The organism is Pseudomonas sp. RP-B7 (assembly GCF_059803535.1).
In genome coordinates, this window is record NZ_JAPFHC010000014.1 from 49,675 (window position 1) to 74,549 (window position 24,875).

General features: G+C 58.6%; 25 protein-coding genes. 12 read left to right on the forward strand and 13 right to left on the reverse strand.

The features are described from left to right. Complete coding sequence (locus tag OPU96_RS14880; protein ID WP_226455812.1) at positions 1–642, forward strand: oxidoreductase; 642 nt, start codon at positions 1–3, stop codon at positions 640–642. 123 nt (positions 643–765) lie between these two features. On the opposite strand, the gene OPU96_RS14885 is transcribed toward OPU96_RS14880, so the two are convergent. From OPU96_RS14885 to OPU96_RS14905, 5 genes are all read right to left on the reverse strand, one after another. Further along, on the reverse strand, positions 766–1,050 hold the full coding sequence (locus OPU96_RS14885; protein ID WP_192299046.1) for a YceK/YidQ family lipoprotein: 285 nt from the start codon (positions 1,048–1,050) through the stop codon (positions 766–768). Continuing rightward, the gene (gene ubiX, locus OPU96_RS14890; protein WP_017735613.1) at positions 1,043–1,672 is read right to left on the reverse strand and encodes a flavin prenyltransferase UbiX; all 630 of its coding nucleotides are present in this window, start codon (positions 1,670–1,672) and stop codon (positions 1,043–1,045) included. Before ubiX ends, OPU96_RS14885 begins: the two co-directional genes overlap by 8 nt. Then, on the reverse strand, positions 1,669–3,018 hold the full coding sequence (mpl, locus tag OPU96_RS14895; protein WP_226455814.1) for a UDP-N-acetylmuramate:L-alanyl-gamma-D-glutamyl-meso-diaminopimelate ligase: 1,350 nt from the start codon (positions 3,016–3,018) through the stop codon (positions 1,669–1,671). Before mpl ends, ubiX begins: the two co-directional genes overlap by 4 nt. A 104-nt stretch (positions 3,019–3,122) precedes the next feature. Next, complete coding sequence (locus OPU96_RS14900) at positions 3,123–4,160, reverse strand: hypothetical protein (RefSeq protein WP_498559290.1); 1,038 nt, start codon at positions 4,158–4,160, stop codon at positions 3,123–3,125. 185 nt (positions 4,161–4,345) lie between these two features. Beyond that, positions 4,346–6,247, reverse strand: a complete 1,902-nt coding sequence (locus OPU96_RS14905; protein WP_226455816.1) for a sigma-54-dependent Fis family transcriptional regulator — start codon at positions 6,245–6,247, stop codon at positions 4,346–4,348. Between the two features lie 271 nt (positions 6,248–6,518). On the opposite strand from OPU96_RS14905, the gene exaC reads away from it, so the two are divergent. The 10 genes from exaC to OPU96_RS14955 all read left to right on the forward strand — a co-directional run bounded on the left by exaC (position 6,519) and on the right by OPU96_RS14955 (position 17,076). Continuing rightward, entirely contained in the window at positions 6,519–8,039 is a 1,521-nt protein-coding gene (gene exaC, locus OPU96_RS14910; RefSeq protein ID WP_305391592.1) for an acetaldehyde dehydrogenase ExaC, read from the forward strand. 210 nt (positions 8,040–8,249) lie between these two features. Further along, complete coding sequence (eat, locus tag OPU96_RS14915; protein WP_192299050.1) at positions 8,250–9,683, forward strand: ethanolamine permease; 1,434 nt, start codon at positions 8,250–8,252, stop codon at positions 9,681–9,683. 53 nt (positions 9,684–9,736) lie between these two features. Further along, on the forward strand, positions 9,737–11,131 hold the full coding sequence (locus OPU96_RS14920; RefSeq protein WP_124525118.1) for an ethanolamine ammonia-lyase subunit EutB: 1,395 nt from the start codon (positions 9,737–9,739) through the stop codon (positions 11,129–11,131). Continuing rightward, positions 11,128–11,961: an ethanolamine ammonia-lyase subunit EutC gene (gene eutC / locus OPU96_RS14925; RefSeq protein WP_226455818.1), complete on the forward strand. Its 834-nt coding sequence runs from the start codon at positions 11,128–11,130 to the stop codon at positions 11,959–11,961. The genes OPU96_RS14920 and eutC overlap by 4 nt, the downstream gene beginning before the upstream one ends. Before the next feature lie 92 nt (positions 11,962–12,053). Beyond that, positions 12,054–12,512 carry a GNAT family N-acetyltransferase gene (locus OPU96_RS14930; protein ID WP_192299052.1) on the forward strand — a complete coding sequence of 153 codons (459 nt, stop codon included), beginning with the start codon at positions 12,054–12,056 and terminating at the stop codon, positions 12,510–12,512. A 297-nt stretch (positions 12,513–12,809) separates the two neighbouring features. After that, positions 12,810–13,466: a DedA family protein gene (locus OPU96_RS14935; protein ID WP_192299053.1), complete on the forward strand. Its 657-nt coding sequence runs from the start codon at positions 12,810–12,812 to the stop codon at positions 13,464–13,466. 6 nt (positions 13,467–13,472) lie between these two features. Next, a complete protein-coding gene (locus OPU96_RS14940; RefSeq protein WP_226455819.1) occupies positions 13,473–14,288 on the forward strand; it encodes a M90 family metallopeptidase in 816 nt (271 codons plus the stop codon). 109 nt (positions 14,289–14,397) lie between these two features. Then, positions 14,398–14,925, forward strand: coding sequence for an inorganic diphosphatase (gene ppa, locus OPU96_RS14945; RefSeq protein ID WP_003219382.1), 528 nt, complete (start codon positions 14,398–14,400; stop codon positions 14,923–14,925). Positions 14,926–15,138: 213 nt separating this feature from the next. Continuing rightward, a complete protein-coding gene (locus tag OPU96_RS14950; RefSeq protein ID WP_226455820.1) occupies positions 15,139–15,912 on the forward strand; it encodes a LexA family transcriptional regulator in 774 nt (257 codons plus the stop codon). 414 nt (positions 15,913–16,326) lie between these two features. Continuing rightward, complete coding sequence (locus tag OPU96_RS14955; RefSeq protein ID WP_192299056.1) at positions 16,327–17,076, forward strand: type II restriction endonuclease; 750 nt, start codon at positions 16,327–16,329, stop codon at positions 17,074–17,076. Positions 17,077–17,121: 45 nt separating this feature from the next. Here OPU96_RS14955 and OPU96_RS14960 read toward each other — a convergent pair whose 3' ends face one another. The 8 genes from OPU96_RS14960 to OPU96_RS14995 form a co-directional block, all read right to left on the reverse strand. Next, complete coding sequence (locus tag OPU96_RS14960; protein WP_305391595.1) at positions 17,122–18,171, reverse strand: DNA adenine methylase; 1,050 nt, start codon at positions 18,169–18,171, stop codon at positions 17,122–17,124. 218 nt (positions 18,172–18,389) lie between these two features. After that, entirely contained in the window at positions 18,390–19,547 is a 1,158-nt protein-coding gene (locus tag OPU96_RS14965; protein WP_226455822.1) for a glutathionylspermidine synthase family protein, read from the reverse strand. A 12-nt stretch (positions 19,548–19,559) separates the two neighbouring features. Then, positions 19,560–20,273, reverse strand: coding sequence for a DUF1190 domain-containing protein (locus tag OPU96_RS14970; RefSeq protein ID WP_192299059.1), 714 nt, complete (start codon positions 20,271–20,273; stop codon positions 19,560–19,562). 18 nt (positions 20,274–20,291) lie between these two features. Next, the gene (locus OPU96_RS14975) at positions 20,292–20,720 is read right to left on the reverse strand and encodes a DUF350 domain-containing protein (protein ID WP_498559291.1); all 429 of its coding nucleotides are present in this window, start codon (positions 20,718–20,720) and stop codon (positions 20,292–20,294) included. Positions 20,721–20,735: 15 nt separating this feature from the next. Further along, a complete protein-coding gene (locus OPU96_RS14980; protein ID WP_305391596.1) occupies positions 20,736–21,398 on the reverse strand; it encodes a DUF2491 family protein in 663 nt (220 codons plus the stop codon). Between the two features lie 163 nt (positions 21,399–21,561). Then, positions 21,562–22,122: a rhomboid family intramembrane serine protease gene (locus OPU96_RS14985; protein WP_192299062.1), complete on the reverse strand. Its 561-nt coding sequence runs from the start codon at positions 22,120–22,122 to the stop codon at positions 21,562–21,564. A 148-nt stretch (positions 22,123–22,270) separates the two neighbouring features. Next, positions 22,271–22,969 carry a PspA/IM30 family protein gene (locus OPU96_RS14990; protein WP_192299063.1) on the reverse strand — a complete coding sequence of 233 codons (699 nt, stop codon included), beginning with the start codon at positions 22,967–22,969 and terminating at the stop codon, positions 22,271–22,273. Positions 22,970–22,986: 17 nt separating this feature from the next. Then, entirely contained in the window at positions 22,987–23,568 is a 582-nt protein-coding gene (locus OPU96_RS14995; protein WP_192299064.1) for a YjfI family protein, read from the reverse strand. 369 nt (positions 23,569–23,937) lie between these two features. Here OPU96_RS14995 and ycaC point away from each other — a divergent pair, with 369 nt between their 5' ends. Further along, positions 23,938–24,570, forward strand: coding sequence for an isochorismate family cysteine hydrolase YcaC (ycaC, locus tag OPU96_RS15000; protein WP_192299065.1), 633 nt, complete (start codon positions 23,938–23,940; stop codon positions 24,568–24,570). Positions 24,571–24,875 lie beyond the last annotated feature (305 nt).

Consider the following 24,875-nt stretch of genomic DNA (forward strand, 5'->3'; position numbering starts at 1 on the left):
ATGTACCTGACGCCTCAACATATCCTGCTGGCCGGAGCTACCGGCCTGACCGGCGAACACCTGTTGGATCGCCTGCTCAACGAACCCACCGTGACCCGCGTGCTGGCGCCCAGCCGCAAGCCACTGGCCGAACACCCGCACCTGGAAAACCCGGTGGGCGACCCGGCGGTGGTTTTGCCGCAATTGAGCGGGCGCGTGGACATTGCCTTCTGCTGCCTGGGCACCACCATCAAGAGAGCGGGCTCCGAAGAAGCGTTCCGCGCAGTTGACCTGGACCTGGTGGTGGCTTTCGCCAAGCGTGCACGGGAACTGGGCGCGCGCCACTTGATCGTGATCAGCGCGATTGGCGCCGACGCGAAATCATCGATCTTCTACAACCGTGTCAAAGGCGAGATGGAGCAGGCGCTGAAAGCCCAAGGCTGGCCGCAGTTGACCATCGTGCGGCCCTCGCTGTTGCTGGGTGAACGCCTGGAACCGCGCCTGGCCGAACAACTGGCGGGGCCGTTGTCGCGGCTGATTCCGGGCAAATACCGTGGTATTGAAGTATGCGAACTGGCCCGGGCGATGTGGCGCCTGGCGCTGGAAGAGCAGGATGGTGTGCGGGTGGTGGAGTCGGATGAGTTGCGCAAACTCGGCAAGTGATTTCGCGGTGGCTGGGCGGGCCTCTTCGCGGGCAAGCCCGCTCCCACAGTGGATCAGGTTCACACCGTTCAAATGTGGGAGCGGGCTTGCCTACGAAGAGGCCAGCACAGGCACCCACTTCTCTTAAAGACCGCCCGTGGCGTTGAAGCCAACCCCCAGCACCGTCAACACCGACAGCGGCAACAACAGCGTGTCGAGCAACGCACTGGCCGGCAGATCCACGCCGGGATAACTCGGCGCTTGCGCGCCAAACCGATCCTTGGCGCAACAGCCGCCGTTCATGGCATACAGATCCAGGCGCGTGCCGGCATACACCACCGGCGCGCCGGGTTGCGCCGCATCCAACGTGCGCGCCGTGGCGCATCCCGTCAGGTGCAACGCGACAACCAACATCAGCGCCTTATTCATCGCTGCTCAGATGATGCTCACCCCAACGCGGCAGCATGTCCTGGGGAATGTTCAGCAGGTTGAGGATGCGTGCCACCACGAAATCCACCAGGTCATCGATGGTCTGTGGCTGGTGATAGAAACCCGGCGACGCGGGCAAGATGGTCACGCCCATGTTCGACAACTTGAGCATGTGCTCCAGGTGAATGCTCGAATATGGCGCCTCGCGCGGCACCAGGATCAACTGGCGACGTTCCTTCAAGGTCACGTCCGCCGCGCGCTCGATCAGGTTGTTGCACGCGCCCGTGGCAATTGCCGACAAGGTGCCGGTGGAACACGGCACCACCACCATCGCCGCCGGCGCGCCGGAGCCCGAGGCCACCGGCGACATCCAGTCTTCCTTGCCGTAGACCTTGATCTGCCCCGCCGCCGCACCGGTGTACTCGGTGAGGAACGCCTGCATCATCTGCACCTTCGGCGGCAGCGCGACATCGGTCTCGGTCGCCATCACCAACTGCGCAGCCTTGGAGATCAGGAAGTGCACCTCACGGTCCTCGCGCACCAGGCAATCAAGCAAGCGCAAGCCGTAAGGCGCGCCGGAAGCACCGGTCATCGCCAGGGTGACGCGTTCCGGGCCACTCATTTCAGCGCCTCGGCCAGTTTGCCGTGCAGGCCGCCGAAGCCGCCGTTGCTCATCACCACCACGTGGGTGCCGGGCTTGGCTTGCTGTTTGACGTGTTCAATGATGCCTTCGATGGAATCGCAGACCGTCGACGGAACGGTGCACAACGCAGCGATCGCCGGCAGGTCCCAACCGAGGTTGGCCGGCGCGTACCAGACGGCCTCGTCGGCATCGTTGACGCTTTCCGGCAGGCCATCGCGGTGCGCACCAAGCTTCATGGAATTGGAGCGCGGCTCGACAATCGCGATGATTGGCGCATCGCCCACGCGCTTGCGCAGGCCGTCCAAGGTGGTGGCAATCGCCGTCGGGTGGTGGGCAAAGTCGTCGTAGATGGTAATCCCATTCACGTCGGCGACTTTTTCCATGCGCCGCTTCACGCTCTTGAATGCACTCAACGCCGCAATGCCCATCGACGGCACCACGCCCACGTGCCGTGCGGCTGCCAGCGTGACCAAGGCGTTGGCAACGTTGTGCTGGCCGCTCATGTCCCACTCGACAACGCCCTGGGCCTGGCCTTCGAACAGCACTTCAAATCTGGAACCGTCTTCGCTGAGCAACTTGACCTGCCACTGCCCGCCCGCGCCGGTGGTTTGCACCGGGGTCCAGCAGCCCATTTCGATCACGCGCTGCAAGGCGGGCTCGGTGGTGGGGTGAATCACCAGGCCTTCGCTCGGGATGGTGCGCACCAAATGGTGGAATTGCCGCTCAATGGCTGGCAAATCCGGGAAGATGTCCGCGTGATCGAACTCAAGATTGTTCAGGATCGCCGTGCGCGGACGGTAGTGGACGAACTTGGAGCGCTTGTCGAAGAAGGCGCTGTCATATTCATCCGCTTCAATCACGAAGAACGGCGTATCGCCCAGGCGCGCCGACACCGAGAAATTCTGGGGCACGCCGCCGATCAGGAACCCCGGGCTCATGCCGGCATGTTCCAGCACCCAGGCCAGCATGCTGCTGGTAGTGGTCTTGCCGTGAGTACCGGCGACTGCCAGCACCCAGCGACCTTGCAACACATGATCCGCCAGCCATTGCGGGCCTGACACATACGGCAAGCCTTTGTTGAGTACGTATTCGACCGCCGGGTTGCCACGGGACATGGCATTGCCGATCACCACCAGGTCCGGGACCGGGTCGAATTGCACCGGGTCGTAACCTTGGGTCAACTCAATGCCCTGGGCTTGCAGTTGCGTGCTCATGGGCGGGTAAACGTTGGCATCGGAGCCTGTGACGTGATGGCCCAGTTCCTTGGCCAGAACCGCCATCGAGCCCATGAACGTGCCGCAAATACCGAGAATATGAATGTGCATAGTCGACCTCGTAAAACATCGAGGCAGGTTAGCGCAGGAGGGGGGAAATCGCACTCTTTATACGGGTAGGAGCGCAGCAAGCGCTCCCACCGGCGGCGAACACTTCAGACCTTGGCTAGCGCCTGTTCTTCATTTTCACTTTGTTTGATGGCCGCGAACACGCGCAACTTTTCATACGACTCAGCCATCCGCTCAAAGCGTTTTTCAATCAGCTCGAGACGCCCCTTGGCATCGACTGGAGGTGTCATGCCAGGTTTATAGGGTCTGAAAATAATGCCGTTCTGACGAGTGGCCTTTTTAAGCTGCTGCTCTGATACATCGAGCAGTTTCTCCAGGTTACCCAGACGCCCAGACTCATCTTTTGGCCAACTTTCATTTTTAGTGAACACACTCTTGGTATCACCAAGAATGAACATCACCGTGGAAGCCATTCCTAACAGTTTGGTCTCGGCTTCCTCCAGTTGCGCGCCGAGGGTCGTTTCCGCTGGGGGAGGCGACTGCATTGCTTTGGGCGCGGTCGCGGCGCTCGGCAAAAACGGCGGCGGCAGCACGCCCGGAGCGTACGTCGCCTTGATCGACTCCCCGGCGGCCACGGAGCCAGCATAGGCCCCCACGTTGACCGGCGCACTGACGATGCCGGTAATGCCGGCACTGATAAAGGCATCCCGCGCAACCTGGCTGGCTTTGGGCGCCGAGGAAATCACGCCGGCCTTGACCAGGCTGTCCGCATCGATAAGCCGCTTGGCCGCCTCGGCAACGCTGATTTTCGGCGTTTGCTTGGACAGGCTGGCCAACAGCAACGCGTCATTTTGTTTGACTTTATTGGCATGAATCACCGCGCTCGCCACGTTCTGGAAGCGGTTGTTCGGGGTCGGCAAGGGTTTGTTCAACGGCTTCGGCTTAGGGGGTGCTGACACGGTAGGCTTGGGAGTGACCTGTGGTTTTGGCGGCACGACCACGGGTGGCGCCGACGGCTTACTGCCGAACAACGAAAAAATGCCTTTGTCTTTTATACCGCGCTTGCTGCGCGCCAAAGGCTGTTCGGTGGTTTCGCTGTTGCGCACCACCGTCGGCGCCGCAGGTTTATCGATAGTTGCCGACAGCTGGGGGATATACGCAAACGTTGAAGTTGTAATTATCATCGTGTTCACCCGAGTGATTTTTATTAAATGAAAACACCTTGAGCAGTTGCCCTAATTGAGTGAATAAATGGCATTGACCAGTTCCTATAGGAATAGGCCAACTCAATGTGCGTGGAACTTCCCACTTAACAATAAAAAATCAATTCAGCTGACCGTTGAAAAGAACACCCTCCTACAACTTTCGATTAAACCGAAGCAAAACGGGTAATCCCGTGTTTTCGCAACTTGCGATACAAGGTATTGCGACTGACACCCAGATGCTCCGCCGTTTGCGTCATGCGCCAATGCTGACGCTCCAGCGCCGCCAACAAAGTCTGGCGCTCGGCATCGTCGAGCGGCAACTCGCTGGCCCGGTTCAGCGGGGCCTGGTGCAATAGCGCCGGCAGGTCAGCCAGCCCGATGCGTCCGTGATCACACAGCGCCACCAGGGTGCGCAACACGGTGCGCAATTGCCGCACATTTCCGGGCCAGGCATAGCCCAGCAACGTTTGACGCGCCGCCGGCTCCAAGCTGATCGACTGTCCTTGCGCCTCCTCGGTCAACAGGAAGTCGAGCAACTGCTGCTTGTCACTGCGCTCGCGCAATGCCGGCAAGGCCACTTCCAGACCGTTGAGGCGGTAGTACAAATCCTCGCGAAAGCTGCCGTCCTGCACGCGCGCCAGCAGATTGCGGTGGGTAGCGCTGACAATTCTGACATTCACCGCCTGGGGCGCACCGCCGATGGGTACCACCTGGCGGTCCTCCAACACCCTCAACAAGCGGGTCTGCAACGCCAGCGGCATGTCACCGATTTCATCGAGGAACAAGGTGCCGCCGTCCGCTTGCTGCAACTTGCCGCGCATGCCTTCTTTAAGCGCGCCGGTGAAGCTGCCGCCACGATAGCCGAACAGTTCGCTTTCGATCAGGTTTTCCGGGATGGCCGCACAGTTGAGTGCAACAAACGCCTTGTCTGCGCGCTGGCTGGCCTGGTGCACGGCCTTGGCGAAGGCTTCTTTACCAGAGCCGGTCTCGCCGTTGATCAACAAGGGCACATCGCGCTCGAACACCCGTAGCGCCTTGCGAAACTCGTTTTGCAGCGCCGGATCGCCCAGGCAGATACCGGGCAAGCGCGCCGGCGCGGGCTTGGCCACTGGCATCGACACCGGCACAGTGCGCGACTGACCGCGCAACGCGGCGAACAGGTGCCGGCCGTCACGTGTGCGCAGAGGCCAGCTGGCAGTGGCATTGGCACTGGCGCGTCCGAGCAGTTGATCCAGGGAACAGTCGAAGCATGCGTCTACCGACTGCCCCAGCAAACTGCCGCGCATTTGCCCCAGCAGGTTGAGGGCGCTCTGGTTGACCGCACAAATCCGCCCATCGCCGTCGAACGCCAGCAGTCCTTCGCTGAACAGGCCTACCGACTCGGCCTGCAGATGAAAACGCAGCAGCCAGTGATGTTCAAAGTGGCGCAGGAAATAGCAACTTTCGATCATCTTCGCCGAGAGGTTGACCAGCGCCATCGTATGGAACTGGCTCTGGCGCGATACGGCCTCACGGGCTGAAGACACATCCAGCACCGCCAGCAATTCGCCATGAGGATCGAACACCGGGCTCGCCGAACACGTCAGCCCGGTGTGGCGGCCGCGAAAATGCTCATCGCGATGAATGGTCAGGGACTGGCGCTCTACCAGGCAGGTGCCGATACCGTTGGTACCTTCGCAGGCTTCGCTCCAATCGGCACCGAGCCACAACCCGGCACGCTCGAAGATCTTGCGCTCGGACGGCGCGGTGACACAGTTGAGGATCACCCCGCGCGCATCGGTCAGCAGCACCGCATGACCGGCGCCCGAGAGCTGTTGGTGCAGGCTGTTCATCTCACTGCCGGCAATGTGCAGCACCTGTTGCAGGCGCTCGCGGCTTTCCAGCAAGCGGCCGTGCTCAAGCACGGTGGGCGCGAGGGTCTGCGCAGGGTCGAGGTGATAGTCCTCCAGGCACCGCAGCCAGGACCGGGCGATCGACGGATCACTGGCGGGGCCTTGGGAACGTGCTTGTCCGCGTGTCACGGTCAAGACTTGCTGGGCATGGCGACTGAAATGATCGTTGTGCATTTCTTATTATTCTCCCTGCGTGAGAGCGCCCAGCATCCCCCAGCCATCCGACCAATGCAATCCCGGGCAGACTCACGGGTCACGGTCTGTACCGTTTATGGCACAACCTGTCACATCACCTGTGTCAACGCTGCCACAGTAGCGCCTTGCAACAAAGCCCAAGCCCTTGATTTAGCTAGCCTGCGCAGCGGTGGCCCAACCTTTGCTCTACGCTTATCAAGCGCAGCAGCGCTGCACTCCAAATAAACATAAAAGCCAGGAGATACCCACCATGCGTTACGCACACCCCGGTACTGAAGGCGCGATCGTTTCGTTCAAGGCCAAGTACGGCAACTACATCAACGGCGAGTTTGTGCCGCCGGTCGAAGGCAACTATTTCACCAACACCTCGCCAGTCAACGGCAAGCCTATCGCCGAGTTCCCGCGCTCCACTGCCAAGGACATCGACAAGGCGCTTGACGCCGCCCACGCCGCTGCGGACGCCTGGGGCAAAACCTCAGTGCAGGACCGCTCGCTGGTGCTGCTGAAAATCGCCGACCGTATCGAGCAGAACCTCGAACTGCTGGCCATCACCGAAACCTGGGACAACGGCAAGGCGGTGCGTGAAACCCTCAACGCCGACATCCCGCTGGCCGCCGACCACTTCCGCTACTACGCCGGCTGCATCCGCGCCCAGGAAGGCAGCAGCGCCGAGATCAACGAACACACCGCCGCCTATCACTTCCATGAACCGCTGGGCGTGGTCGGCCAGATCATCCCGTGGAACTTCCCGATCCTGATGGCCGCCTGGAAACTCGCCCCGGCCCTGGCCGCCGGCAACTGCGTGGTACTCAAGCCGGCCGAGCAAACCCCGCTGGGCATCAACGTGCTGCTCGAAGTGATCGGCGACCTGCTGCCACCGGGCGTACTCAACATGGTGCACGGTTTCGGTAAAGAAGCCGGTGAAGCCCTGGCCACCAGCAAACGCATCGCCAAGATTGCGTTCACCGGCTCGACGCCGGTGGGCTCGCACATCATGCATGCGGCGGCTACCAACATCATTCCGTCGACCGTTGAGTTGGGTGGCAAGTCGCCGAACATCTTCTTCGAAGACATCATGAAGGCCGAGCCGTCCTTTATCGAAAAGGCCGCCGAAGGCCTGGTGCTGGCGTTCTTCAACCAAGGCGAAGTGTGCACCTGCCCATCTCGCGCACTGGTGCAGGAGTCGATCTACGACGACTTCATGAAAGTGGTGATGAAGAAGATCGAATCGATCAAACGTGGCGACCCGCTGGACACCGACACCATGGTTGGCGCCCAGGCATCCGAGCAGCAGTTCGACAAGATCCTGTCCTACCTGGAAATCGCCAAGGGTGAAGGCGCGCAGCTGCTCACCGGCGGCAAGGTCGAGAAGCTCACCGGCGACATGGCTGGCGGCTATTACATCCAACCGACCCTGCTCAAGGGCACCAACGCAATGCGCGTGTTCCAGGAAGAAATCTTCGGCCCGGTGGTAAGCATCACCACCTTCAAGGACGAAGCCGAGGCCTTGGCCATTGCCAACGACACCGAGTTCGGCCTGGGTGCTGGCGTGTGGACACGCGACATCAACCGCGCCTATCGCGTAGGCCGGGCAATCAAGGCGGGCCGCGTGTGGACCAACTGCTATCACCTGTACCCGGCGCATGCCGCGTTCGGCGGTTACAAGAAGTCCGGTGTGGGGCGTGAGACGCACAAGATGATGTTGGATCACTACCAGCAAACCAAGAACTTGCTGGTTAGTTATGACATTAATCCGTTGGGCTTCTTCTAACTAACCACTGCCCTCCCACATTTGAAATGCACTTGAAAATGTGGGAGCGGGCTTGCTCGCGAAAGCGGTGTATCAGTTACAGACTTATCAACTGACCTACCGTTTTCGCGAGCAAGCCCGCTCCCACACTTGAAGTTCCATAAGTACTTGCGAACTTCATCCGGCACACAGATGCCGAATTAGAACAATAACAATGAAAGGTACTTCCTCATGCCTAGCGAACCGAGTGGATCTTCTGTCGACTTCGAAAAAGTCGACTCCCAATACTTCCAACAACGCGAACTCAAAAAAGGCGCCGCCGGCTGGGTGCTGTTGGTTGGCCTTGGCGTTGCCTATGTTATTTCCGGCGACTACGCCGGCTGGAACTTCGGCCTGGCCCAGGGTGGCTGGGGTGGCATGTTCCTCGCCACTTTGCTGATGGCCACCATGTACCTGTGCATGTGCTTTTCCCTGGCCGAACTGTCCTCGATGATCCCGACCGCCGGCGGCGGCTACGGGTTTGCCCGCAGTGCGTTTGGCCCCTGGGGCGGGTTCCTCACAGGCACCGCGATCCTGATCGAATATGCCATTGCACCGGCAGCCATCGCGGTGTTCATCGGCGCCTATTGCGAGTCGCTCTTTGGGGTTGGCGGCTGGATGATCTACCTGGCGTTCTACATCATCTTTATCGGCATCCACATCTTTGGTGTCGGTGAAGCCCTGAAGTTGATGTTTGTGATCACCGCTATCGCCGCGATTGCCCTGGGTGTGTTCCTGGTGTCGATGGTGCCGCACTTCAACGTCGCCAACCTGCTCGACATTCCCGTGACCGAAGCCAAGGGCGCCAGCACGTTCCTGCCGTTCGGCTACGTCGGTGTGTGGGCGGCGATTCCTTATGCGATCTGGTTTTTCCTCGCCGTCGAAGGCGTACCGCTGGCTGCCGAAGAAACCAAGAATCCGAAACGCGACCTCCCTCGCGGCCTGATTGGCGCCATTGTGGTGCTGACCAGTTTTGCCCTGCTGATCCTGGTGATTGCGCCGGGCGGTGCGGGCACCTATGCGCTGATCAAATCGGGCAACCCATTGGTTGAAGCGCTGGCGCTGTCCTACGGTGGTTCGACGTGGATGGGCAGCTTCGTCAACCTCGTCGGTCTGGCCGGCTTGATTGCGAGTTTTTTCTCGATCATCTACGCCTATTCGCGGCAGATCTTCGCGCTTTCCCGTGCGGGCTACCTGCCGCGCAAACTGTCCCAGACCAATAAAAGCAAAGCGCCGGTGCTGGCATTGGTCATCCCCGGCATCATCGGTTTTGGCCTGTCTTTGACCGGCCAGGGTGATTTGCTGATCCTGGTGGCGGTGTTTGGCGCAACGATTTCCTACGTGCTGATGATGGCCGCGCACATCACCCTGCGCATTCGTCGCCCCAAAATGGACCGTCCGTACCGCACACCTGGGGGCATCTTCACCTCCGGCGTCGCCTTGGTACTGGCTTGCGTGGCCGTAGTGGCGGGCTTTCTGGTCGATCCACGGGTGGTGATTGGCGCGGCGATCATCTATGGAGTATTAATTGCTTACTTTGCTTTCTACAGCCGGCATCACTTGGTAGCAGGCACGCCCGAAGAGGAATTCGCGGCGATCCAGGCCGCAGAGGCCGCCTTGCACTGACTGCCGTAAACCTCGACGCGAGCGCCGTGCCCGCGTCGTCAAGGAGACACTGTATGGCAAGCTTTTCCCACGCGGTGGGTACACAAACCTACCGCTTCGACAGCCTCAAGGACGTGATGGCCAAGGCCAGTCCTGCACGCTCCGGGGACTTTCTCGCTGGCGTGGCCGCGCAAAACGACGGTGAACGGGTGGCCGCGCAGATGGCGCTGGCGAATATCCCGCTGAAACACTTCCTCGAAGAAGCGCTGATCCCCTATGAAAGCGATGAAGTCACCCGGCTGATCATCGACACCCACGATAAGCAGGCGTTTGCCGTGGTCAGCCACCTGACCGTCGGCGGCTTGCGCGACTGGCTGCTGAGCGACGCGGCCGACGAACATAGCCTACGCGCGCTGGCGCCTGGGCTGACGCCGGAAATGGCTGCCGCCGTGTCCAAGATCATGCGCGTGCAGGATCTGGTGCTGGTGGCGCAGAAGATCCGCGTCGTCACCCAGTTCCGCGGCACCATGGGCCTGCGCGGGCGTTTATCCACACGCCTGCAGCCCAACCACCCAACCGATGAGCCGGCCGGTATCGCCGCGAGCATTCTCGACGGCCTGCTGTACGGTAACGGCGACGCCATGATCGGCATCAACCCGGCCACCGACAGCATCGCCTCGATCTGCGCCATGCTGGAAATGCTCGACGCAATCATCCAGCGCTACGAGATCCCGACCCAGGCCTGCGTGCTGACCCACGTCACCACCTCCATCGAAGCGATCAACCGTGGCGTGCCGCTGGATCTGGTGTTCCAGTCGATTGCCGGCACCGAAGCGGCCAACGCCAGTTTCGGCATCAACCTCAACGTGTTGCAGGAAGGTTACGACGCGGGCCTGAGCCTCAATCGCGGTACCCTGGGCCAGAACCTGATGTATTTCGAAACCGGCCAGGGCAGCGCCTTGTCGGCCAACGCGCACTTTGGGGTCGACCAGCAAACCTGTGAAACCCGGGCCTATGCGGTGGCGCGGCATTTCAAGCCGTTCCTGGTCAACACCGTGGTCGGTTTTATCGGCCCGGAGTACCTGTACAACGGCAAGCAGATCATCCGCGCCGGCCTCGAAGACCACTTCTGCGGCAAGCTACTGGGCGTGCCGATGGGTTGCGACATCTGCTACACCAACCACGCCGAAGCCGACCAGGACGACATGGACACCCTGCTGACCCTGCTCGGCGTGGCGGGGATCAACTTCATCATGGGCATCCCCGGCTCTGACGACATCATGCTCAACTACCAGACCACCTCGTTCCACGACGCCCTGTACGCCCGCCAGACCCTGGGTTTGAAGCCGGCACCGGAGTTTGAACAGTGGCTGGCGAAGATGGGTATCTTCACGCAAGCCGATGGCAAGGTACGCTTCGGTAACAGCCTGCCACCGGCGTTTCGCCAAGCCTTGGCGCAATTGGGATGAAGGAGCCGCCCGTGCAACTCGACCTACCTGAGAATCCGTGGCTGGAACTGCGCCGCCTGACCCCGGCGCGCATTGCCCTGGGCCGTACCGGCACCAGCATTCCCACGCAGGCGCAACTGGACTTCCAGTTCGCCCACGCCCAGGCGCGGGACGCCGTGCACCTGCCCTTCGACCATGCCGGCCTCAGCGGCCAACTGGCCGAACGCGGCCGTGAGAGCCTGTTGCTGCACAGCGCCGCAACTGACCGGCACAGCTACCTGCAACGCCCGGACCTGGGGCGGCGCTTGAGTGATGAGTCGGCCCAGGCGCTGCGCGCGCATGCGGCGGCCAATCCCGGTGGTGTGGACCTGGCAGTGGTGGTGGCAGATGGCTTGTCCGCACTGGCGGTGCATAAACATACGTTGCCGTTTCTGACACGCATGGAAGAACAGACCCACGCCGAAGGCTGGTCCTTGTCACCCGTCATCCTGGTCGAACAAGGCCGTGTGGCCGTGGCCGATGAGATTGGCCAATTGCTCGGCGCCAAGATGGTGGTGATCCTGATCGGCGAACGGCCAGGGCTCAGCTCGCCGGACAGCCTGGGGTTGTATTTCACCTACAACCCCAAGGTCGGCCTCACCGATGCGTATCGCAATTGCATCTCCAACGTACGCCTGGAGGGCTTGAGCTACGGCATGGCAGCCCATCGCCTGCTTTACTTGATGCGAGAGGCGTGTCGCCGGCAACTGTCGGGGGTCAACCTCAAGGATGAGGCGCAGGTTCAGACCATCGAATCGGATGATCCGGACCTGATGAAAGGTAATTTCCTGCTCAGTTCACCGGATGACTGAACGCTGCATGATTGCGCTTTTTCGCGCCGTTAGGCAGCATCGAGTCACGGCCGCTTGTGTGGTCATACCCCATTTGGAAGTTGAGGCCTGGCATGCGGATTACTCAAGCGACCCTGGAACACCTGGACCTGTTGACCCCATTGTTCGTCAAATACCGCGAATTCTACGGCGCGTTGCCCTTCCCAGACTCGTCGCGGGCCTTCCTGGAAAAGCGCCTGCGCCGCAAGGAATCGGTGATCTACCTGGCCCTGGCCGATGATGACGATAAAAAGCTGCTCGGTTTTTGCCAGCTGTATCCGAGCTTTTCTTCGCTGTCGCTCAAGCGCGTGTGGATCCTCAACGACATCTATGTGGCCGAAGACGCTCGTCGGCAACTGGTGGCCGACAACCTGATGCGCACCGCGAAGAAAATGGCCAAGGAGACCCATGCGGTACGGCTGCGGGTGTCTACCAGCAGTGACAATCAAGTGGCGCAGAAGACCTATGAGTCGATCGGGTTTCGTGAAGACACCGAGTTCAAGAACTACGTGCTGCCGATCAGCGAAGACTGACCACTGCCCCCCAAAATCCCCTGTGGGAGCGGGCTTGCCCGCGAATGCGGTGGTTCAGCATCAGATGTGCTGACTGACACGCCGCTTTCGCGAGCAAGCCCGCTCCCACATTTGGATCGGCGTATATTTTCGAAAACCGCGACATCCCCCGCTACAAAACCAACAGGCTTTTCACCTCTCGATCCGTATAATGCGGACCTTTCAGGGATGTAAGAATCGCGACATACCCTTGTAGCCTTACTTACCCCAGCTTCCGCACTGGCCTGCTGAGCCGAGCCATTCACACAGGTGCCATCCATGGATTTCAACCCGCTCGACCTTATCCTGCATCTCGACGTCTACCTCGACCTGCTGGTAACCAATTACGGTCCGTGGATCTACGCTATTTTGTTCCTGGTGATTTTTTGCGAAACCGGCCTGGTGGTCATGCCCTTCCTGCCCGGTGATTCGCTGCTGTTCATCGCCGGTGCGGTCGCCGCAGGCGGCGGCATGGACCCGGTCTTGCTGGCCGGCCTGCTGATGTTGGCGGCGATCCTCGGGGACAGCACCAACTACGTCATCGGACGAACAGCGGGAGAGCGCCTGTTCAGCAACCCGAACTCGAAGATCTTCCGACGCGACTACCTGCAGAAAACCCACGACTTCTACGACAAGCACGGCGGCAAAACCGTGACCCTGGCGCGCTTCCTGCCGATCCTGCGGACCTTTGCACCATTTGTCGCCGGCATCGCCAAAATGCCTTACGCACGCTTCTTCGGTTTCAGCGTGCTGGGCACTATCCTCTGGGTCGGTGGCCTGGTGACCCTGGGTTACTTCTTCGGCAACGTGCCGTTCATCAAGAAGAACCTCTCGCTGCTGGTAGTGTTCATCATCCTGCTGTCGCTGGTGCCGATGATCATTGGCGTGTTTCGCAGCCGCTTTGGTCGTGCCTCCTCCGAAGCCAAGCCGCAGTAACCGCGGATGTGGTCCCTCAGCGCCTGGCGTCGCCGGCGCCTGCTGGCCAAGCACCCGATTGCCGATGACACCTGGCAGCGGGTGCGCCAGCACCTGACCTTTCTCGACGGCATCAGCGCCGAGCAGGATCAATGGCTGCGCGAAGCCTGCGTGGTATTTCTCGCCGAAAAACACCTCACCGCCCTCCCCGGCGTCGAGCTGCATCAGGAACAACGCCTGCTGCTCGCCGCCCAGGCGCAACTGCCGTTGATGAACCTGGGCGACCTCGATTGGTATCGGGGTTTCCACGAAATCGTGCTGTACCCCGACGACTTTCTCAGCCCCCAGCGCCATCGCGACAGTAGCGGCATCGAACACGAGTGGGACGGTGAGCACAGTGGCGAAGCCTGGCAACAGGGTCCGGTGATCCTGGCCTGGCCAGGCGTACTGGCCAGTGGCAACTGGGAAGGCTACAACCTGGTCATCCACGAACTGGCGCACAAACTCGACATGCTCAACGGCGACGCCAATGGCCTGCCGCCGCTGCACAGCGACATGCGCGTGCAGGAATGGGCCAGCGTGATGCAAAGCGCCTACGACGACCTCAATCGCCAGCTGGATGCCAACCCGGACGCCGAAACCGAGATCGACCCCTACGCGGCGGAAAACCCGGCGGAATTCTTTGCCGTTACCAGCGAATATTTTTTCAGCGCCCCGGATTTACTGGTCAATAGTTATCCACAGGTGTACGCCCAACTCAGCCGCTTTTATCGCCAGGACACCCTGGCCCGCTTGAACCAGCTGCAAGCCACGGACCCGCGTTATCAGCCGCAGGGCGAATAACCGTACGACGTCTGGCGCATGGCATCGGCGGCGGAATGTGCCTATAATCGCCGCCACTTTTAGGCCAATCCGGCCAAGTTTCTTGGCCAATTAACGGGGGCAACGCCCAATGAGCTACAGCAAGATTCCGGCTGGCAAAGACCTGCCGAACGACATCTACGTCGCCATCGAGATTCCGGCCAACCACGCGCCGATCAAATACGAAATCGACAAAGACAGCGACTGCCTGTTCGTTGACCGTTTCATGGCCACCCCGATGTTCTACCCGGCCAACTACGGTTTCATCCCTAACACCCTGGCTGACGACGGTGACCCCCTCGACGTGCTGGTGGTAACCCCTTACCCGGTGACCCCAGGCTCGGTTATCCGTGCCCGTCCAGTCGGCATCCTGAACATGACCGACGACGGCGGCGGCGATGCCAAAGTTATCGCAGTTCCACACGACAAGCTGTCCCAGCTGTACGTGGATGTGAAGGAATACACCGATCTGCCGCCACTGCTGCTGGAACAGATCAAGCACTTCTTCGAGAACTACAAAGACCTCGAAAAAGGCAAGTGGGTGAAGATCGACGGTTGGGGCAATGCAGACGCCGCCCGCGCCGAGATCCTGAAATCGGTTGCCGCCTACAAAGGCTGATACCCGTCCGGTATTACCCCGGCAATAGAAAAAGCCCCGACTATTCGGGGCTTTTTTATGCATACAATTAAACACTCGGATCAACAAACAAAAACTAACGTTTAACAATACAAGAAAACTGAAAAATCAGGCCACAACTAAGTAAAAACCTACACGCGCAATTCAACGCATGGTTTATTTGATTTGTTTTTCCCGCCAGTAAACTCTGCGTTTATGAATACATCAGGTGATCGTTTAAAAGCACTGCTACGGGAAGTTCATCTTTCCGCCTCCGACTTCGCCAAGAACCGCGGCGTCACGCCTCAACACGTGAACAACTGGTTCAAACGCGGCGTCCCCATGGGCAAACTCAACGAGATTGCAGAGTTGTTGTGCGTCTCCAGTCGGTGGTTGCACACCGGCATGGGCCCTAAACACCCACCGGTCAACTTTCTGTTGGACGGACCGAACGCAAGGAATGTACTCCCCACCCGCGAAACCACCGGCAAATACCTCACAGGCTCGGCCTGCAACCCAGAAAAAACCGACGTGGAAATCCCCCTCCACCCCACATTTACGTCCACCGAGTGCATCCGCGTCTCCCTGCTCAGCCTCGAAACCCTCAAAGTAAACCCCGAGCGCGCAGTAGGCGCGTACATGGTCGACAACAGCATGACCGACATCATCCAACAGGGCGCCATACTCGCCATCGACAGCGGCCGCACCCAAATCATCGACGGCGAAATCTACGCGGTCGAACATGACGGCATGCTACGCATCAAATACCTCTACAACCGTCCCGGCGGCGGCCTGCGCATGCGCAGCCACAACGCCGGTGAACATCCCGACGAATACCTCACCTACGAGCAACGCTTTGAACAGAACTTCCAGATCGTGGGCTGGGTGTTCTGGTGGGCCACACTCAACACCCGTCGCCCACCCGTGCCGCTGGATGAGCAATTATTGGGCTGGGAAGGCTCTAAATCGGATCCGGAGGTGGGCAATTGAGGTGAATGTGGGTATCATGCGCCGCACATTTGGCAGGGGTGGCGTTCAGCTGTTTCCCCTGTCTGGCGATGCGGAGGAGTTCCCGCGGATGCCCCTACCATTCAGCCAGACGCGACGTTGGCTGAGCGATTTGAAGGCTGGTGAGGCTTGTCAAAAACAAGCTGAAGCAGTCCCCGAGAAGCCGGCCACAAGCCGGCTTTTTAATGCCTGCAATAAATGGCCGAATTGACTTTCAGGGGCCCCACCTCACGCGTCCCCGGAGATAGTCGCGCGCGCTGCTTTTAAGCGAGCTGCGCAAATGGACACAAATCCAACCCGCAGTATATCCTGCGTCTGAAACAACTCGGACACTAGCAAGGCGCTTTGACAGGGAGCTTGATGTGTTTTTTGATTGGGCAGAGTTAAGAGGTAGTAGTGATCACACTCAATGATTTCGAAAAAGAATTTCGTAACTACACAAAAGGCTGGACCTGGGAAATCCAGGGTTTTATTGACGAGCAAAACCGGGTCTACCCCATCGACTCCGATACAAAAGTCATCAGTACTGTATTTGAAAGGCTTGCCAGCCCGGTTCTCAGAACCATCGCACTCAATCACGGGTTTATCGTAGCCAACGCTAATCAGACCACGTATCCCGATTTCACCTTCACCAAGTTCGATAACTATGGCAATGTCGTGCAACGCATCGCCATCGACATCAAAACGACCTATCACGCCCAAGGAAAACCCATGGGCCTGACCCTGGGAAGTTATAAGTCGTTTATCAGGAATGACACCAAGAACATTTTGCATCCGTACTCGACCTACACCCATCATTGGGTGATTGGCTTTATCTACACGCGAAACCTGGCATTTGAAGAGTATGATCTAACCAACATACCAAAAGCCGGCGACATCAAATGCCCTTATGACTTGCAGAGCATCTTCATCAGAGAAAAGACTGATGTTGTAGGATTGAGAGCGGGAAGCGGCAATACCGCCAACATTGGTTCCATAAAGCTGAAAAGCCCTCAGGAGTTCTCGACAGTCAAAGGGCCGTTCTCACATTTCTCTCAAGTAAAAGAAGCCTGCGACTTTTATTGGCAGAACTACGACCACTACAAGGGCGCGATTAAAACCCAGCAAGACCTGCTGGCTCACCCGGACTTCCAGAGATTTCTGTAAACTTTTGCGCGTCCGCATGCCTGTAGTTGAGTGCCCCGTCGCCAACTACAGGCGTGCGATGATAAAAATTTCTTCATTGTCCGCGTTTTTGCTCAGCGCATATTTGTATTCACCTGCCGTGTGTATCTCCACCTGCCTGCCACAACCCTGCATGACCGCCTGGATCTCAAGGGGAGACGGTGTACCGTCGCTTCTATAGCTCATGATGATGGTCGACGAATGAAAATACTCGCATATGTACTTTAATTGCTTGAGCGCAGACTCTTTTTTATGCCAGGCGCTTTCTATATTTACGATGGGTTTGTGCGGGTATCGAGTATCGCCTTTCGAGAAAAGGCTATAGTCACATAAGCCTTCCAGAAAATGATAAAAGTTGGAGTAATTAACCGACACAGACTTCCCATTCATGTAGGGAGGGTCCATATACACAACATCATAATCTTGAGGAAGCGCTTGCAGGCAGGCCGTGTCAACACAGGTTGTTATCGGCTGCCGTGCATCAACAGCAGGCAAGGCTGCCAATTCCTTTATGCACTTTACGGCATGTTCCTTGATTGAGGTTTCCCAGGTCTTCGCGTTACCAAAGGACCTGACGACATCCTTGAGGCGCATATCCAGATTCGCGCGATGAAACAGATTATAAGGTCTCTTCTTGATGAGCGCCTGCCCCACTGCGTAGATATAGAGGCTTTGCTTTAATCCGCAATAGCGCTGTATGTTCTGGCAAAAGTTGTCTATCTCGCTATTTTCATGAGGCTTAAAGTAAACTCCTTGAAACTCGTCAGACACAATAGATTCAAAATCATCGGCACGGTGATTCAGCAAGAAATCCAAGTCCGCATCCAAATCCAGCGCACTCAGCTCTTCCTGTGAGTAATTCAAGAACAAAGAGGCGGTATTTTGATTGTATTTCAAGTAATCGTTTGCCAGAACTCTTTTGCCCAGATAACGAAATAACAATGCCACGATCCCGGATCCGGAATACAGATCAATTATTGAGTCGCACTTTTCAGCTTCTATCAGTGCGGCAATTTCCGGAAGAATCTTTCTTTTTGAACCTTGAAAGCGTGTTGCGGGAAAACGTGGCAATAGCATATTTCTCTCCTCAGCGGAGCACTATATCAGAACGGCTTATGCAGGTAAATTCACCGAAAACAGAACACGATTAAACTTTAATACTCAACCTGCTTATGTTTAAGCCATGCTGTTTTAATTCAATATATCGCCTACGTGCACAAAGTTCCCCTCTCCACTTCAGCCCTGATCAATAACCGACTGACATTCACCAGACATTGCCGAGAAGCCCGTCGTTTTCAATCCAGTATCAAATGCGGCAAAAACCGACTCGAATCCTTCGTTATCAAACTATTATCCTCGCGCACGCCAATCCCCGCCGCCTGGTCCCCGATCACCCAGGAACCAATCAACGTATAACTGTCCCCAAACCGCGGCAGCGGCGCGAACTCCTGAAGGATGAACGGCGCATCCGTATAGGGCCCGTCTTCCTTCACGATCAGCCCATCCACCGTTTGCAATTCAATGTTCGCCCCTTCCCGTGAGAAGAACGGCTTGCGCACCCAGCCCTTCGGCACGGCTTTACCCGGATCGGTATCCAGGTGCGCCGCGAGTAAATTCGGGTGGCCGCTGTTGAACTCCCATAACAGGGGAAGGACGCCTTTGTTGGAGAGGATGGATTTCCATGCCGGCTCGAAGAACTGCGTGTCGCTCTGGGCAATCGCGGCACCAAACGGCTCATGGAAGATGAACTCCCAGGCGTGCAGCTTGAACAGGTGGGGAATCCAGCGATCCTGGAGGTCGACGAAGCGGCCTTCGCTGGTCAGGCCGATGTCTTCGATGTCGATATGACGGGATTCGATGCCGACTTTTTCCGCGACGAGGCGCAGGTAGTCGGTGGTGCCTTTGTCTTCGACCGAGTCTTTCATCGAGGCGAAGTAGAACGGCTGGTTGACCTGCAATTGGGCAAAGGCCTGGTGCAGTTTGGTGTCGATGCTGTTGAACTGGTCGGCGTGCTTGGGCAGCAGGCCGCGCTCGATGCATTGTTCCAGCCAGCCCCACTGAAACGCCGCAGCCTCGTAGAGGCTGGTCGGTGTGTCGTAGTTGAGTTCGAGCAGTTTGGCGGGACCGTTGCCGTTGTAGGAAAAGTCCATGCGCCCGTACAGGTGCGGGTGGCCTTCGAGCCATGAGGTGCGGATCATGTCAAAGAACGGCGCGGGAATGCTCAGGCGCTCGAGCAACTCTTCGCTCTGGACCACACGGGCCACGAGGTCCATGCACATCTCATGGATCTCGGTGGTCGGGTCTTCCAGGTCCTGCTCAATTTGCTTGAGCGTGAACTGGTAGTACGCGCGCTCATCCCAATAGGGCTCGTTGTCGATGGTGTGGAACAGGAAGCCGAGGCTGTCGGCGGTTTGTTTCCAGTCGTGACGTTCTGCGCATTGGATTTTCTTCATGGCCAGCCCTCCTTAGCTGCTCGACCTACCGCCGCCCCAGCCACTGCGTGCGCTGGCCTTGCTGCCGAAGCCACCACGGGAGGTGGCCGACGCAACGGAGCTGGACTTGCTGGAGGAACGCAGCGTGTTGGTGTAATTGCTGCTGCCGTACCTGGCCTGGTTCGAGCGGCCGAAGGTTGCGCCTTTCGAGACACGTTGGTTGAGCGTTGAAGAGGCGTAATCGCCGCGATCATCGCGATAGCGGTACACCGGCTCGGAGCGGTAGCTGTTGCGATTGTTGCTCAGCATGTTGCCGATCAGCAGCCCAGTCAGCAGGCTGCTGGTGGAAAAGCCTGAGCCGCCACTGCTCGCTTGCGCGCCCGCCGCCTGGGCGTTGGCCGCATCGACCTGGGATTGCGTCACCTGGCCTTCGGCGGTCAGTTCGAAACCACCCAGCCTGGGGATGAATTTTCCGCTGGAGTCCTGTTGGCACCAGTCAGCGACAAAGTCTGCATCGCAATCGGCCTGGCTGTCGTACACCGGCGCAATCCGGCGGTGCTCGGCCATGGCGGTCATATAGGCGTCCGAGCAGACGTCCACCGGCAGCTTCTCATCGGCACATTGCTGAACCGACTGGAAGTTGTACTTCTTCTGCAAATCGTAGGTTTTTTCCGTCGGCCCACAGCCGGAGATCGCCATGGCGACCGACGCTGCCAGCGAAAGCTGGACATACTTGCTTCGTTTCATCGGGAGCTCCGTGCGCGATCAGTTCTGGGTAGGCGTCATGCACGCGGCATTCAACATGCCGACGCTGATGGCCACTGCAGCCACGTAGATGCCGGCCGCGAGCTCGCCGTTCCTGATGCGCTCGGACGTGCCTTTGAGCACCAGGCTGGTCAACAAAAACGCCAGCAGTTGGACGACAGCCGCGATGATCGCCCAAACGGCGAAGTCGAGAAGGCTGATCGAATAGGCAATCACGTTGCTGGCAGGAATGGCAAAACCGATGATGGCGCCACCCAGGGCGACCGCCGCGGACACGTTGCCCGCACGGATCAGCTCGAACTCCTTGTGCGGGGTGATGCGGGTGTAGATGAACTGGAACAGCGCGAACAGTACGGCCGCACCGAGGATGTAGAGGACAAACCCGAGTACGGCGGCTTTGTTCAGGGAAATGGAAAGAGCTTCTAGCATGGATGGCTTCCTTTTTTAGAGCGCGGTCAGGTCGGTGGTGTACAGCGAAATGCCCAGCGACGTGCTCAGGCTGATGGTGCCTTCGGCGTCTTCTTCGACAGAAAACAACAGGAACTCGCGTCGATCGGTCAGGCCGGTGTCACGGGCATATAGCATCGAGCGGTGCTCGACGCTGTAGGAATCCTCGGGGCTTATCACCTGCTCGCTCATCGCCACCAATTCTGTCTGGCCGTTTTCGCTGCCCCACACACGGGCGTATTCGACGCCGTCGTGGGTGTAGGTCGGCAACCCGATCAGACTCTGCGGCCCGGCCAGTCGACGCAGTTCGGCTTCGCTGCTGAGGGTGACGTAGCTCAGGTAGTTAAACAGGATCACGGACTCCACCTGCCCGGCGATCTCGCCCGTGGTGTGGACCTGCAACCAGTAATCCTCGTCGTTCATGTAATAGCGCGACAGCCAGGTCGACTGCCCGAGATCCACGGTGCCGTTGCTCCAGATTTCCTGGGAGCCGGGAATCACCACCGAGGTTTTCTCATCGAGCAGCAACTTCAGGCTCGTGTCGAACATCACGCCTTTGCCTGGGGCCAGGCCCAATGGGCCAGTGCTTGGCAAGAGCGGTTTCGACTCGGCATTGGCTCGCGGGGCCTCAAGCCCCATCAACTGTTTAAACCATCCCATTGGAGATTTCCTTGAGGCAGGTAGAGGCGCAGCCTTCAATGCGCATGGCACTGGGCGGACTGATCGAAGCAAGAAGAGAGTTGGCGCAACAACAGGAAAGTCGACATTTTTGCCCCTGGTTCCTTGGGTACTTGATTCCTGAAAGCAGGATGCTCAAGCGCAGTCAGCCGGCATTAAACCTGCTGCGCGGCGCCGAGAGAAGTACCTTGGCTGCAATAAATCCGGCGAACGCACCAAACAGATGCCCTTCGAAGGAAACCCCCTGGCGAGGCAGGAAACCAAGGATCAGGCCACCATAAAGTACCGCCACCACACCGGCCGTTATCAGGTTGGCCCAGCTGCGGTGAAACCAGGCCCGAGACAACAGATAAGCCCACAGCCCGAATACCCAGCCGCTGGCGCCCACGTGTATACCCGCAAAACCGAACAGCCAGACCAATGAGCCGCCCAGCACAATTATGATCGCGCTGACGCTGACGAACCGGTTGAGCCCTTCGATAATGACCAGGGTGCCCAGCACCAGAAACGCGATCAGGTTCGCACTGAGGTGGGCAAAGGACCCGTGCAGGAACGGGGACGCGAGGATGCCAAGCAATCCCTGCACCGTTCTCGGGACCAGGCCGAATGCCATGAGGCTGTACCCGGTCGCGACATTGAGCAGTTGCAGTGCAACCATGCACAAGGCCAGGCCTGCGATTATCTTGAAACCCTTCAAGGCATCCATCCTGACCTCGACGTCGTTAAAAAGCAGATAGGGTAAGAATTGACCTGTGGCGAGGGCGCTTGACGCGAAGCGGCCCCCAGCTTTTGTTTGCGCCGTCCAGCTGGAGCAAGCGCCCTCACCACAGGTGCAGTGTTCGCCCTTGTCGGCCTTACTCGGCTGACTTTTTCTTCAGGCGTTCGAGGATCGCATTGGCACTGCCTTCATTCGGCGTGATGCCGGCTTCACGCAGCTTGCGCTCCAGGTCGGAGCCCGTCGACGCCTCGGCCAGTTCATCCTGGGCTTGCAGTTCAGCCGCGCGTTGCTGCTGCTTGGCCTGCAAGCGATTCAGCGTACCGACAGCGGTCTCCAGCTTGCCGTTGGCACCGCCACTGGCGATGGACGCGCTGACTTGAGCCTTTTGCACGCTTTCACGCGCCTTGGCCATGTCCACTTGCTGGCGCAGGCTTTTGATCCGGCTTTCGGCCTTGGTGATGTCCTTGCGCATGCTGTCCGCGTAACCACCGAACTCGGCGGCCTGCTTTTGCTCGACATCCCGCTCGTTGGTCAGGGTCGAAATGGCTTCGGCCACTTCCAGGGCCAGGTCTTCACGATTGGCCTGGATAGCCGCCATCGCCTTGGACTCCAGGTCTTTGATCTTGGCGTCGTACTCACCGACGCGATCAGTCGCCAGTTTGTGCTTGGCCATGATGCTGACCAACTCACGCTTGGCGTTGGCAAGCGCGGTGTCGGCGTCGCGGATTTCCTGGTCGAGAATACGCAGGGCCTGCTGGTCGACGATCGACTCGCCGACTTCGCTCGCACCGCCACGCAGCGCGGTGAACAATTTGCTCCAGATGGACTGAGTCATTGGGTACTCCCGAATACTTAATTGAAGAAACGTTCGAAGGCTTCGCTGGCGCGCTGCACGTTGTCGACCAGGGTTTTCACCTCGGTCACGATGTTGGTCAGGCTGGAGTCGGAGCTCAACGCGCCGAACATGTTGTAGACAACTTGCCCATTAGGCATGGACTCGATGCCGATCGAGGACAGCGGGAACATTTCCCGGCTGCGCAACACGGCGTCATTGAATTTCGGCACGTCGTTGATGGACTCGACGTCGACCAGCACGGTATCCACGATGATCTGCTCGCCCACCACCGCGATGTAAATCGGCAAGCCACCGAAGTCGTTCATCTCCAGCTTGATGCTGGACTCGGAGCCTTGCACCAGAGAAAGCGTAATGTCATTGGCGACCACTTCGTCCAGGGCCTGGAGAGCGGTGAAGAGGCGATCGATATTCCAGTTGTTACCTGCGCTCATGTAATTCTCCGACATGAATGAGCCAGCCAGGATCGGCTGGCGGAGCTGTTTCTCCATCTGCTTGAGCAGGCTTCGGTTTTCGGGAAGCACCCAAGTCTCGTGTTTCACATACCCGGCGGCCGCCAGGCCCGCGCGCATCTGTTTCATGTAGAAGCTCGATGGCTTTTTCGCGGCCGGTTTCAAGCGCTCTCCTTGAAAGCTTGCGGAATCGGAATCGGACCCGGCGGACGGGCTCGATGGAGAGCTGCTTTTCATGATGCTGACCTCGTAGTGAAAAACTCACGCGTGAGAAAATCTACAGGCAATTTTCATCACGCTCAATAGCTCACGCGTGAGATTTTTTGTATGACTTTTCTTGGCTACGTCCCTCCCAGTACGGGTGAAGATTCAACGATTGTCGCTTTTGAGTTGACGGTATTACCCGTTTCAGCCGATTTATCCACCGCCACCCACCCATTAATCTGTGCCCATGTTGAACGCAACGCCCAACCAACCTAAACAAAAAAGGATTCAACCATGAGCACTCCAACCTACAACCGCTTGAACAAAGACGACGCCGTAGTCCTGCTGGTCGACCACCAGACCGGCCTGATTTCCCTGGTGCAGGACTTCTCGCCCAACGAGTTCAAGAACAACGTGCTCGCCCTGGCGGACCTGGCCAAGTTCTTCGAACTGCCGACCATCCTCACCACCAGCTTCGAGCAAGGCCCCAACGGCCCGCTGGTGCCAGAGTTGAAGGAAATGTTCCCGGACGCGCCGTACATCGCCCGCCCAGGCCAGATCAACGCCTGGGACAACGAAGACTTCGTCAAGGCGATCAAGGCCACCGGCCGCAAGCAGATCATCATTGCCGGCGTGGTCACCGATGTGTGCGTAGCGTTCCCTACCCTCTCGGCACTGGCCGAAGGCTTTGATGTGTTCGTGGTCACCGATGCCTCGGGCACCTTCAACACCACCGTGCAGCAGGCCGCATGGAGCCGCATGACCCAGGCCGGCGCGCAGATGATGAACTGGTTCTCGGTGGCGTGTGAGCTGCACCGCGACTGGCGCAACGACATCGAAGGCCTGGGCAACCTGTTGTCCCAGCGCATTCCGAACTATCGCAACCTGATGAATGGTTATGCGGCGCTGACGGCGCACAAGAACTAAGCAAAGCGCGTTAAACAAAATGCCTGCCCTGAAAAGCAGGCTTTTGTTGTTTGCGCCCCTCTAACCCCCGCAGAAAGTCGGTGACATGCTTGATCAACGCGGTTTCTATGTCGTGCTCCTGCGCGTCCAACGCCAGGCTCAAAAAGTCAAAGCGGGAGCGTTGAGGCAAGCTAGCCAGCGTCATCCAAGGCCACAAAGCACAACGAACGCTTCAGGAAGGGCCTTTCAAGGATTGCAGATCCGTCCTGCTGGCAATTGCAAATAGGCGTATTGCTTGACTCTCCCCTATACAGCACCCCCTACCC

Coding starts and splice junctions, on each gene's coding strand:
- ppa (WP_003219382.1), top strand. CDS start 14,398: ATGAGCTACAGCAAGATTCCGGCTGGCAAAGACCTGCCGAACGACATC.
- exaC (WP_305391592.1), top strand. CDS start 6,519: ATGCGTTACGCACACCCCGGTACTGAAGGCGCGATCGTTTCGTTCAAG.
- mpl (WP_226455814.1), bottom strand. CDS start 3,018: ATGCACATTCATATTCTCGGTATTTGCGGCACGTTCATGGGCTCGATG.
- OPU96_RS14900 (WP_498559290.1), bottom strand. CDS start 4,160: ATGATAATTACAACTTCAACGTTTGCGTATATCCCCCAGCTGTCGGCA.
- OPU96_RS14960 (WP_305391595.1), bottom strand. CDS start 18,171: ATGCTATTGCCACGTTTTCCCGCAACACGCTTTCAAGGTTCAAAAAGA.
- OPU96_RS14905 (WP_226455816.1), bottom strand. CDS start 6,247: ATGCACAACGATCATTTCAGTCGCCATGCCCAGCAAGTCTTGACCGTG.
- OPU96_RS14970 (WP_192299059.1), bottom strand. CDS start 20,273: ATGAAACGAAGCAAGTATGTCCAGCTTTCGCTGGCAGCGTCGGTCGCC.
- OPU96_RS14880 (WP_226455812.1), top strand. CDS start 1: ATGTACCTGACGCCTCAACATATCCTGCTGGCCGGAGCTACCGGCCTG.
- OPU96_RS14975 (WP_498559291.1), bottom strand. CDS start 20,720: ATGCTAGAAGCTCTTTCCATTTCCCTGAACAAAGCCGCCGTACTCGGG.
- OPU96_RS14965 (WP_226455822.1), bottom strand. CDS start 19,547: ATGAAGAAAATCCAATGCGCAGAACGTCACGACTGGAAACAAACCGCC.
- OPU96_RS14995 (WP_192299064.1), bottom strand. CDS start 23,568: ATGAAACAGATGCGCGCGGGCCTGGCGGCCGCCGGGTATGTGAAACAC.
- ycaC (WP_192299065.1), top strand. CDS start 23,938: ATGAGCACTCCAACCTACAACCGCTTGAACAAAGACGACGCCGTAGTC.
- OPU96_RS14930 (WP_192299052.1), top strand. CDS start 12,054: ATGCGGATTACTCAAGCGACCCTGGAACACCTGGACCTGTTGACCCCA.
- eutC (WP_226455818.1), top strand. CDS start 11,128: ATGAAGGAGCCGCCCGTGCAACTCGACCTACCTGAGAATCCGTGGCTG.
- OPU96_RS14950 (WP_226455820.1), top strand. CDS start 15,139: ATGAATACATCAGGTGATCGTTTAAAAGCACTGCTACGGGAAGTTCAT.
- OPU96_RS14935 (WP_192299053.1), top strand. CDS start 12,810: ATGGATTTCAACCCGCTCGACCTTATCCTGCATCTCGACGTCTACCTC.
- OPU96_RS14885 (WP_192299046.1), bottom strand. CDS start 1,050: ATGAATAAGGCGCTGATGTTGGTTGTCGCGTTGCACCTGACGGGATGC.
- OPU96_RS14990 (WP_192299063.1), bottom strand. CDS start 22,969: ATGACTCAGTCCATCTGGAGCAAATTGTTCACCGCGCTGCGTGGCGGT.
- OPU96_RS14920 (WP_124525118.1), top strand. CDS start 9,737: ATGGCAAGCTTTTCCCACGCGGTGGGTACACAAACCTACCGCTTCGAC.
- ubiX (WP_017735613.1), bottom strand. CDS start 1,672: ATGAGTGGCCCGGAACGCGTCACCCTGGCGATGACCGGTGCTTCCGGC.
- eat (WP_192299050.1), top strand. CDS start 8,250: ATGCCTAGCGAACCGAGTGGATCTTCTGTCGACTTCGAAAAAGTCGAC.
- OPU96_RS14940 (WP_226455819.1), top strand. CDS start 13,473: ATGTGGTCCCTCAGCGCCTGGCGTCGCCGGCGCCTGCTGGCCAAGCAC.
- OPU96_RS14985 (WP_192299062.1), bottom strand. CDS start 22,122: ATGGATGCCTTGAAGGGTTTCAAGATAATCGCAGGCCTGGCCTTGTGC.
- OPU96_RS14980 (WP_305391596.1), bottom strand. CDS start 21,398: ATGGGATGGTTTAAACAGTTGATGGGGCTTGAGGCCCCGCGAGCCAAT.